Here is a 10,098-nt window from a genome sequence, read left to right as displayed (position 1 = left end):
TTCATTTGTGAGACCGGAAAATAAGAAATTCCAAGCAAAGTCTGACGCAAAAAATTACATCCCGATTTTTTGAGAGGCTTTTGAATAGGAAGCTCACTTGAAATGAACCGTTCGACTTCCTATTCAAAACCCAAAATCGGGAAGTTAATTTTTCTGCGTTACTTGCAATTTTTTGGCGACGAACGGAACGGAAAAGTAGTTCTAAGGTTTTTGGATTTGGATTTTCAACTCAACATCCAAATAAGAATACCGATAACCCGAAAATAACCATGCAAAGTACATTTACCATTATCCTGGATGCCCTCAAAGGCAAAGAACGCGACTACACAACGGGCGGCTTGAATCAAGCCCTGATTATTTTAGCCATCCCCATGGTGATTGAGATGTTTATGGAATCCTTGTTTGCGCTGGTTGACATCTTTTTCGTATCCAGAGTGGGCGTAGATGCAGTGACTACAATTGGCCTCACCGAAGCGGTATTGACCCTAATCTATTCCATAGCCATCGGTTGTAGTTCTGGTGCTACGGCGCTGGTTGCAAGACGCATTGGTGAAAAAAATCCCGAAGCAGCCTCATTTACTGCTTTTCAAGCGCTGATGGTTGGGGTGGGATTTGGCATCATCACTGGGATCATCGGCATTTTTATGGCGGAAGACATTTTGCGCTTGATGGGTGCAAGCCCCGCCGTCATTGCTACTGGCGTCAATTTTGTGCGCATTATGCTGGGTTCTAATGTGGTCATTCTGCTGCTTTTTTTGCTCAATGGCGTATTTCGTGGCGCAGGGGATCCAGCGATTGCCATGCGTACACTGCTGATTGCCAATGGTCTCAATATCATTCTCGATCCCATTTTCATTTTTGGGCTTGGCCCAATTCCTGCGTTTGGAGTGACTGGCGCAGCTATTGCCACCACTACTGGGCGCAGCATCGGGGTGCTGTACCAGCTGTACAACCTTTTTTGGGGCAAGGGTGCCATTCAAATTGGGCGCAAACTCATCAAAATTGATTGGGGCATCATCCGAAAGTTGATTGAGGTTTCTATTTCCGGGGCATTTCAGTTTTTGATTGCTTCGGCAAGCTGGATCTTTTTAATGCGCATCATTTCGCGTTTCGGCAGCCAATCTGTTGCGGGGTATACCATCGCCATTCGGGTGATTATTTTTGCGTTGCTGCCTTCTTGGGGTTTGGCCAACGCTGCGGCGACTTTGGTGGGTCAAAATCTGGGCGCCAAGCAACCAGAACGGGCCGAGCAATCTGCTTGGCGTGCAGGATATTTCAATACCCTGTTTTTGTTGGTTGTATCTGTGCTATGCATCGCTTTTGCCCCCTTGATCATGACTATTTTTACGGATAAACCGCTGGTGATCAAAATTGGCATCATGACTTTGCGCGTACTTAGCTTGGGCAATGTGATGTACGCTTTTGGAATGGTGATCAGTCAAGCCTTCAATGGTGCTGGCGATACCCGTACGCCCATGATCGTGAATTTCATTTGCTTCTGGCTGGTTGAAATTCCACTTGGATATTTTCTGGCCATTACCCTTGATTGGCAAGTTATGGGCATCTGTATTGCCGTTCCCGCCAGTGAAAGTTTGTTGGCGTTGATTTTGATTGTGATTTTTAAACGGGGCAAATGGAAACAAATCACCGTGTAGGGGCAACTCTGCGTGGTCGACCGTGTAGGGGCAACCACGCAGGGGTTGACCCTACACCGCGATTTGTTTCAAGGCGTTGACGAATAAATCCAATTCCTTGGTGCTGATGTACAAATGCGGCGTCACCCGAATGCCGTGGACGTTGGCCGTATCGATGGCAACGGTGAAGATTTTGTATTTCTCCATCAACGTTTTAGCCAAATCGCCGGGCTTGATGCCCTCGATGCCAACGTTGGCAATGCCACAAGAACGCTCCGGTGCTGTAGGGGTATTGAGAAAAATCTTGGAGTGATTGCGTACCTGATCCGTCCAATAGCGCTGGAGGTAACGCAAGCGGGCTTCCTTGCGCTGAACGCCGATCATTTCATGAAAACGAATGGCATCCTGGATGGCCAGATCGGTAGCTACCGGGTGGGTACCAGTATGGTTCAGCTTGCGGATGTCGTCATCGTCATATCCCATGTCGCCGAATAGCTGCCAAATTTTGGCAATTTTTTCTTTGCGAACGTATAGGATTCCTGCACCCAAAGGCACGCCCGTCCACTTGTGCAAGCTGCTGCCATAATAGTCACAGCCCAAATCTGCAATCTTAAAATCGAGGTGAGCGAAAGCATGTGCACCATCCACCAGTACTTCCACATTGTGCCGATGCGCCATGTCGGTTATTTTTTTGACTGGCAGGATATGGCCAGTAATGTTGATCATGTGGCAGATCATCAACAGGCGCGTTTTGGGGGTAATGGCCTTTTCATAAAGGTCTACGATCTCCTCATCTGAGCTGGGGTTGAGTGGTACGGAGACCATCCGATTGACAATTCCATAGCGCCGGGCTTGGAGCCTGAACATGTCGAGCATGGCGCCGTAATCCTGTTCGGCCATGACGGCCTCATCCCCTGATTTCCAATCAATGCCTGCAATAATGGTGTCTAATGATTCGGTGGTATTGCGGGTGATAATCAATTCTTCGACCGGGCAGCCCAATACCCTGGCCAGGGCTTGTCGGGAAGCGAGCTTGTCGTCGCTCTGCCGAGTCCGCATGTAATACGATGAAACCGCATTGACTTTGCGGATATGCTGGATGTAATTTTCCAAAACCTCTGTAGCGGCCAAAGAATAATACCCATTTTCAAGTTGGATAAAGTCTTTGGTACCGGAGTAGGCCGCTCGAATCTGTTGCCAAAAATCTTCGTCTCGGGCTAGATCCAGCGGATTGAGGTGGCTCACATGAGCAAAGATATTTTCCATATGGGTGATCGAAAGTATGGCTGCTCCTCCCAGAGTGGCCAGGTTTTTTAAAAATTTGCGTTTGTTGATTTTTTCCATCATTAGTTAATGGTTTTAAAACGCCACTTTATTCATGGTTTTAAATTGATATTCCAATTATTCCACATTTCACTTCTTAGATTTTGCTATCTCGAAGTTCATCTCATGCTGCAACGATTGTACAAAGCGCAAACCTGCCGCTGGATTGGTGGCCAAGGGGATGTTGTGTACATCGCAAAGGCGCATCAACATGCTTACGTCCACTTCATGGGCGTGTTTGCCTAGCGGGTCGCGAAAGAAAATAATCATATCTACATTCCCTTCCACCATGCGACTGGCTATCTGAGCATCACCGCCCAATGGCCCACTGAGCATTTTTTCAATTTCAAGGCCCGCTTTTTCGAGGTAAGATCCAGTGGTTCCGGTGGCGATTAAGTGAATATTGAATTCTTTAAAAAAGTTGATGTGGTCTCGAACGAAACCCACCATGTCAACTTTTTTGGTATCGTGTGCAATCAAGGCAATGGTCATATTGTGGAATTTTCTTGATGGCGAAAATAGAATAAGTTATGAGTTTATGCACCAGTGAAATGGAGTGAAAAATAGAATAACTTTTGGGATTGTCAATTAGGGTGGGGAAACACGTAGTGGATCGGTTTCAAAATCTTCCATCTCGGCGCAACCCAATCCCCACTTCAATGCACCAACAGCACCTTCTTCAGCACCAAGCCACCGGAAAATCCAATTTTAACAAAATAAATTCCAGCTTCTAATCCCCGAAGTTCTGTGTGGATGATTCCCTTTAACATTTGTTGAGGTGGCAATTTTAGCATAGACGCACCCTGCGCATTGAGAATTTCGGCAGATACTTCTATACTTCGGGGAAGGTCAAAAGCAATGTCAATCTCCCCATCTGTTGGGTTTGGGGAGACGGTGATTCGTGCAGCCCAGGTGTGATCCTTACTTGAACTCAAAACAACCCTCGGAACGGGAATGATCGGACTTAGCCGTACACATTGTTTTTGATCCCTTACCTCCAATTGGTAATTGCCTGCACTGGCCACAACCAGATTTTGGGTGGCACTAAACGATTGCCCCTCCCGAATCCATTGGTAGCGGTAAGGAGGGGTGCCTCCATTTACTGCAACCTCAATGCCGCCGGTGTTTTTGGAACTGGTATCGGCTTTGATGCTTTTTACGGCAATTTTTAGCGAGTCGGGCTCCTGCAAGATGGCGGAAAACCCCTGGGTACAGCTAGACCCAAAACTCAAGGTTACGGTATAAGGCCCTGCTTTCAAGCCAGTCCTGCGGCTGCCTTCTCCACCATCCGACCAACGATAGATGAGGCTACCGTTGATAGGTTCATTGAGCCGTACGTTTAAGACCCCATCACTGCCTCCTTTACACGACACTTGGTTCTCAATAGTTTCATTGGCCAGGGTAAATTTGGGATAGATGATCAGTTTGATGGGAATGCGCTCTGCGCTGATGCAACCCGCGCTGCTTTGCGTTTCCACAAAATAAGTGTACGCGCCAGGCTGACTTACTCTAGGCAGAAACCTGATTGCGTCTACAGCGGGCAATAGTTCATTGGCACTATTGTACCAGTTGGTCGTTACTCCGGCTTGAGGCAGCACCGATAGCAAAGGCACAAATTGACCATTGCAAACCCCTACTTCTGATTTGACCGCTACTGGAGCATTAGGCCGAGCCAATACTGTGATGGTTTGCTTCAAGGGTTTTACTTCGCATACGCTTTCATTTTTCGGCGTAACGGAAAGCGCATATTCGGTGGTACCCGATTTTAAATCTTTTAACTCGATGAAAGTAGCAGTTGAACCATTGCTCCAGGAATAAACATAATCGGATAAACTACCGTTGGTGACAGCCGCACTCAAGGTAATGGAGCTACCCGGACACAAGGTGGTGGATTCACTGGCTACAAGGCTGGCTGCAAAGGGAATACATTGTTTCTCCTGGATGAGTACTTCTGTGCGGTATGCTGGAGTGCCAAGGGACGTGAAAATCAATTTCACCGGTTCGCGGGGTTTTCCACTGCTGTTTTTGGCGATGGACAATTTAATTTCTTGTGCTTCGGCTGGGTAGATGCTTTGGTAGTCCATGATCTTGATGTAATCCACTGCGGGTTCTACTTTGACCCTGAATTTAACATTGGTTTTCAATGCAATCGATTGGGTGACATTTTCATTGGGATTGACGATGAGCTGATTGATGCTGAGTGCAAAATGCCTGGGACGAATGAAGCGAAATGCCGGGATCAAACTTACCCCTCCAGGCTTGTATAGTCCTTTGGCCGTGACCGCGTTGCCGGGTAGTGGAGCTGCGTATTCTGGCAGAATTTCCTGGATGTATTGTTGGTCTTTGTCATTGGTTTCAACCACAATAAAGAGGGAATCACGGTCTCTGAAGCCACATTTTTGGGCATCGCCCAGGGAGTCCATTCTGAGTTCACCTATTTTCATTTTTTCCTCACTGGGGCTGGGATCCCAATTCCTTTCATTGGCCCTGGCCTGAGGACTCAGTTGTTCAGGAAAAATATACCATTTGTCGCTTGCAGTCAATTGATAGGCGGCAGCTTTTTTATTGATTTCCAGGCTATGCCCTTTTCGGTTGCTTTGCACACAATTGGAATTGAGCGGATCGTAGGCCAGAAAAAAGGGTCGAGAGTTGGCTGGTCGGGTATTGATGCTGATGCTGAATTCACCATTTTCAGGCGCAAGATCGTTTTTGTCTACAATCAAGTAATAAGTCCCGGGACTGAGTGGGAAATCCTTAATTTCTCCGGTTCCTCCACCTATCGGGGTTTGGGTATAATCAAGGCATCCTTTTCCGCAAACGTAACCATAAAGGAATAGCCCCATCTGCGCACTGGAGCTAAGGGTTATGTTGACCAAAACATTAGAAGGTACCGTGAATTGAAATTCTACATCCTCGCCCTGATAGCCCCGTGCACCGCTGTAACAGTTGCTATACCCATTGAAACCACTACCGCCGATGCTGAAATCGTTCTGCTTTCCGCTGACTGTGCGGGTAATGCTCGTATTCAGTGGAATGGATTCGGGATTGGATTGGCACACCCCCTTGGGCGTAATGCTAAAAGTATAAGGGATAGCTTGGGTACCCAGGATGACTACATAATAAAAACCCGTGGCACTTGGGCCCAAATCCAGGGTGCCATTCTCGGTAAAGCCCAGGCAACTTGTCTTTGCCGTAGAATCACAACGCATGATAAAACCACGGATGTTTTGAGCGCCACTGCTGGCATTCAGGGTTAACACAATTGGGCTTTGCGCTGCTTCATTGTTGAACAAAAAAACATCAGCATACAAGCTTTTTCCTCCAGCTGAAAAATTGCCAAAGGCGTCTTTTACGCATTCATCCGCGTACAGTAAAATTGGCGCAACTTCTGACCGCGACAATTCATTGGAAAAAATCGTCCCTCTGGAAATAAAAGCACCACCGTAATCACAAATATTGGTACAAGCCTGGGTAAACTGAATGTCCAGCGAAAATTTATAGGCATCGGCGCCTAAAAACTGATCCACAACCGCATAATAAGTACCGGGATTGAGAAAAACAGTAAGCGTCTTTGTGCCACTGCCTCTGGTCGTAGTTGCTGCAACGGCATCTAGTTTGTCGCAATTTTTGAGCACAAAAATGCTCAAGTCTTTTGGTTTGAGTTCGCCGGGCTGGCTCAAGGTTAAAGTAACATTCTGGGCTTCAAATACTTCAAATGAATAGATTTTCTCGGGCCCGGCTTGTCCTGGGTAATATTTATCAGGGGCATTTTCTTGCCTAACCCGGTAAAGACTCACTTTGCTGCGATCTTTGGCCGCTATGCTGGTGGCTCCAAGAAGTGGAGCACGGCAATTTATTGCAGTCAAATTGCTACAAGGCAAGTCCGCACAGGAAACGTCTATGGAAAATTCCCCGGAAGTATAAAAATCCTGAGAATCAACAATTAGGAAATAAGTGCCGCCTCCAAGCTGGTCGCTAAACAAATATTTACTGCCCTTGATGGCCGAAGCGGTGGCTTGCGCAAGGCAGGTAATCTCGTAGCAGGTTTCATCCACTTGCACTAGAAACAAATCAAATTCTTTTTTACTGCTGGTGTCTACATGCAAACCCACCTGAATGCTGGAATTGGAACCTGGATCAAGTTGATAAATCTTTTCCCGACCGGAAAAGGTCTTATTCAGACAGCCTGGGTATTCGTCGATCAGGTTAAGGGCGTTGTCCAGGTTTTCTTTGGCTTTGTATTCACCACAGCTGATGGAAGAGATGGAGCGTTGACAGATGTTGTCTACACAAGTAATTTTGAGCCGATAACTCCCAATTGCCTCGGCCAATTTCGCATCCACCACAATGTAGTAAGTACCTGCATCCAGAGATTGGATAATCTGCTCTTTTCGGGTATTTGAGGTACTGTACGCCAGACAAGCATCTCCACTCAAGGTACACGAACTCAGCAAAAACAAGTCCAGATCGACTCCAGCCTTATCAATTTGCAGCGAAATATAAATGTTGCGTTGCTGAGTTAAATTGAATCTGTAGACCCGCTCTCTCCCCGGAAAAGACCCTTCCCCACACGGATAACGGTTGCTGAGACTGGTTTCAAAATTGGTACTGTCCCTGTAGGTAATGTCACATGCAATGTTTCTGACTTTGGTGCAAATGGTTTGACCACTGAGGGAATAAGCCGCAACAAAACAGCAAAAGATAGCAAGTAAGTGTAGTCTCATAGTATGGTGTTCTTTTGTTAGCGTCCGGGGTTTAGGGATGCATAAACTTGTAGTTCTCTTGATCTAAAACGTGATTTTGGTGGATTTGTGTTGGATCAATGGGAGGATTTTGTGTCATACTTAGGCAACTTTCGGTGGGAAAGATTATTTGATGCTAATTCTCGCGGAAATCCGCGAGAATTCGGTGTGAATTCTCGCGGATTTCCGCGAGAATCAAGTGTGTTTGTTGAAAAGTATTGCTCAGCAATAGTAGTCGAACGGACTTTAAAGCAAACCATACAGGAAAGCCTGATCAAAACCAATAAAATTATTCTGATTTTTGGGGCAAGGCATTAATTAAAAGCTGTTTATAACTTCGATTGTTCAGCCTCAATAATAGCTTTGAGTTGCATTTCACTTGGCAACTGTATAAGATATTTACTTACAAAAAGTTGTTCAGATAGCCCTGTAGTAGCATATTTTACTAGGTTTTCGTTTTTTCCAGCACAAAGAATAATACCGATCGGGGGGCTATCACCTTCGTTCATTTCATTATCCTGGTAATAATTCAGATACATATTCATTTGGCCCGCATCGGCAGGTGTAAATTCACCGATCTTTAGGTCAATCAAGACATGACACTTTAAAAAACGATGATAAAACACAAGATCAATCCGATAATGGGTATTGTCAAAAGTAATACGCTTTTGGCGTGCTTCAAAGCAAAAACCTTGTCCAAGTTCGATCAAAAAATCTTGCAAATGAGAGACAATAGCTTCTTCTAATTCCGCTTCTTGGTAACTGTGTTTTTCGGGTAATCCTAAAAATTCTAAAATGTATGGATTTCGAATGAGGTCACTTGGCACAATATCCTGCTGCTGCTGTACTTTTTGCAGTACACTTTCTTTATCTGTACTAAGACCTGTGCGTTCAAACAAAAGACTATTTCGAGCGCGTTGTAAGTCACGCACTGTCCATTGATTGCTTAGGCTATATGTTTCGTAAAAAGCGCGTTGTAGGGAGGAATCACATTTTAGGAACTCAATAAAATGGGAAAAACTCAATTGGTTGATTAAGAGTGTAATATCCGGAGAAAGCGGAGAATTTTCGGAAAGAACAGGGTTCGCTTTTATTATTTCTTGCATACTTGTTGGTAAGTTCAATTGTTCAGACACTGTCTGAACAATTTGAGGATAGGTTTGATAAAACTGCTTGTAAAGGTGCAAATTGGTGTAGGAGAATCCTTTTATGCGCTTTGCTTGTAGCTTTTGAGCTAAAGTCCGATACAATTTAGTACCATATGTAGCTCTATCGGCACCAAACTGTTCATATTCAAAGAGGTAAAAACCGAAAAACCAATTGCGGAGGGTAAGTGCGACATTTACCTGTTTGTTTACCTGTTGAATAAAGAAAACATTGGTTTGATCGAGGTTTAAGATCAAGTCGTTGAGTTGCATGGTTTGAATATTTTCGAGCGTATGTCTAGAAGCAGTAATTGGTGCAATTTAATTTATTTAGGCTAAATAAAAAAACTAATTGTTTTTTTGTGTTGAACTATTTTACTGCGTACAAAAACCACACTTTGAATAAGACACATTGGGCTATGACCACTGACCTCATGCCAGTGATTATCGCTACTGCTTGTTGGGCAAATGGGTTTCAATGATAAGCAAGATGCCACGTTTGTAGGAACGTTTTCTCAAAAAGTTACACTATTTTGCAAGTGGACTTTGAAAATAGTATGACTTTTTAGAAAGTCAATTGTATAAACAGAATCTAAATGACCATTTTGAAACCACAAAACCAAAATGTACAGCGCAAAAGTCAAGCGCTGATCGCTACCTGCTGAAAGCTGAAAGCTGACCTCTGAAAGCTGAGCGCTGAAAGCCAACCGCTGATCACTGACAACCCACAAAACCCTTTCACCATGCCATTTCCACCTTTTGAGCGCATCCATCCCGACATCGAGTACAGCGAACTGGTGCTGGTACCCGGCGGTACGTTTATGATGGGCAGCGATGACCCCGAAGCCTATGATGATGAAAAGGAAATCCATGCCGTTACCCTGCCCGACTTCGCCATCGGAAAATACCCGGTCACCCAGGCCTTGTGGGCGGCAATCATGGGCGACAATCCTGCCAATTTTCAGGGTGCAAATCGCCCTGTAGAACAGGTGTCCTGGGAGGATGCCCAGCGTTTCCTCCAAAAACTCAATGCAACAGATACGCGACTTGCCGCTGATCAACATTTCCGGCTGCCCAGCGAGGCCGAGTGGGAATACGCAGCACGGGGTGGCCAAAAATCGGAAGGCTACCGCTACACCGGCAGCAATGTGCTGGACGAAGTAGGCTGGTACAACCAAAACAGCCACGGACAAACCCAACCTGTAGGCCTCAAGCTGCCCAACGAATTGGGGATTTGTGATATGAGTGGTAACG

Annotated in this window: 6 protein-coding genes; 2 read left to right on the top strand and 4 right to left on the bottom strand. The window is 45.5% G+C overall.

Annotated elements, in window-relative coordinates:
- Positions 1–269 precede the first annotated feature (269 nt).
- On the top strand, positions 270–1,655 hold the full coding sequence (locus ABW391_RS26235) for an MATE family efflux transporter (protein WP_353484873.1): 1,386 nt from the start codon (positions 270–272) through the stop codon (positions 1,653–1,655).
- Between the two features lie 51 nt (positions 1,656–1,706).
- Here the strand turns inward: ABW391_RS26235 and ABW391_RS26230 are convergent, their stop codons facing one another.
- The 4 genes from ABW391_RS26230 to ABW391_RS26215 form a co-directional block, all read right to left on the bottom strand.
- Complete coding sequence (locus ABW391_RS26230) at positions 1,707–2,978, bottom strand: aminotransferase class V-fold PLP-dependent enzyme (RefSeq protein ID WP_353484874.1); 1,272 nt, start codon at positions 2,976–2,978, stop codon at positions 1,707–1,709.
- Between the two features lie 69 nt (positions 2,979–3,047).
- Positions 3,048–3,449: a methylglyoxal synthase gene (locus ABW391_RS26225; protein WP_353484872.1), complete on the bottom strand. Its 402-nt coding sequence runs from the start codon at positions 3,447–3,449 to the stop codon at positions 3,048–3,050.
- Between the two features lie 164 nt (positions 3,450–3,613).
- Entirely contained in the window at positions 3,614–7,681 is a 4,068-nt protein-coding gene (locus ABW391_RS26220; RefSeq protein ID WP_353484871.1) for a pre-peptidase C-terminal domain-containing protein, read from the bottom strand.
- A 347-nt stretch (positions 7,682–8,028) separates the two neighbouring features.
- Positions 8,029–9,117, bottom strand: a complete 1,089-nt coding sequence (locus ABW391_RS26215; RefSeq protein WP_353484870.1) for a PDDEXK nuclease domain-containing protein — start codon at positions 9,115–9,117, stop codon at positions 8,029–8,031.
- A 470-nt stretch (positions 9,118–9,587) separates the two neighbouring features.
- Between ABW391_RS26215 and ABW391_RS26210 the strand changes: the two genes are divergently transcribed.
- On the top strand, positions 9,588–10,098 hold a 511-nt coding region (locus ABW391_RS26210), incomplete at its 3' end, for a formylglycine-generating enzyme family protein (protein ID WP_353484869.1).

This window comes from Haliscomenobacter sp., assembly GCF_040403615.1.
Lineage (GTDB): Bacteria > Bacteroidota > Bacteroidia > Chitinophagales > Saprospiraceae > Haliscomenobacter.
The sequence above is the reverse complement of the archived record's forward strand: the minus strand, read 5'-3'. Positions and strand labels throughout refer to the sequence as shown.

Excerpts from the sequence above, each read along its gene's own strand:
- ABW391_RS26235 (WP_353484873.1), top strand. The coding sequence starts at position 270 with ATGCAAAGTACATTTACCATTATCCTGGATGCCCTCAAAGGCAAAGAA.
- ABW391_RS26230 (WP_353484874.1), bottom strand. The coding sequence starts at position 2,978 with ATGGAAAAAATCAACAAACGCAAATTTTTAAAAAACCTGGCCACTCTG.
- ABW391_RS26225 (WP_353484872.1), bottom strand. The coding sequence starts at position 3,449 with ATGACCATTGCCTTGATTGCACACGATACCAAAAAAGTTGACATGGTG.
- ABW391_RS26220 (WP_353484871.1), bottom strand. The coding sequence starts at position 7,681 with ATGAGACTACACTTACTTGCTATCTTTTGCTGTTTTGTTGCGGCTTAT.
- ABW391_RS26215 (WP_353484870.1), bottom strand. The coding sequence starts at position 9,117 with ATGCAACTCAACGACTTGATCTTAAACCTCGATCAAACCAATGTTTTC.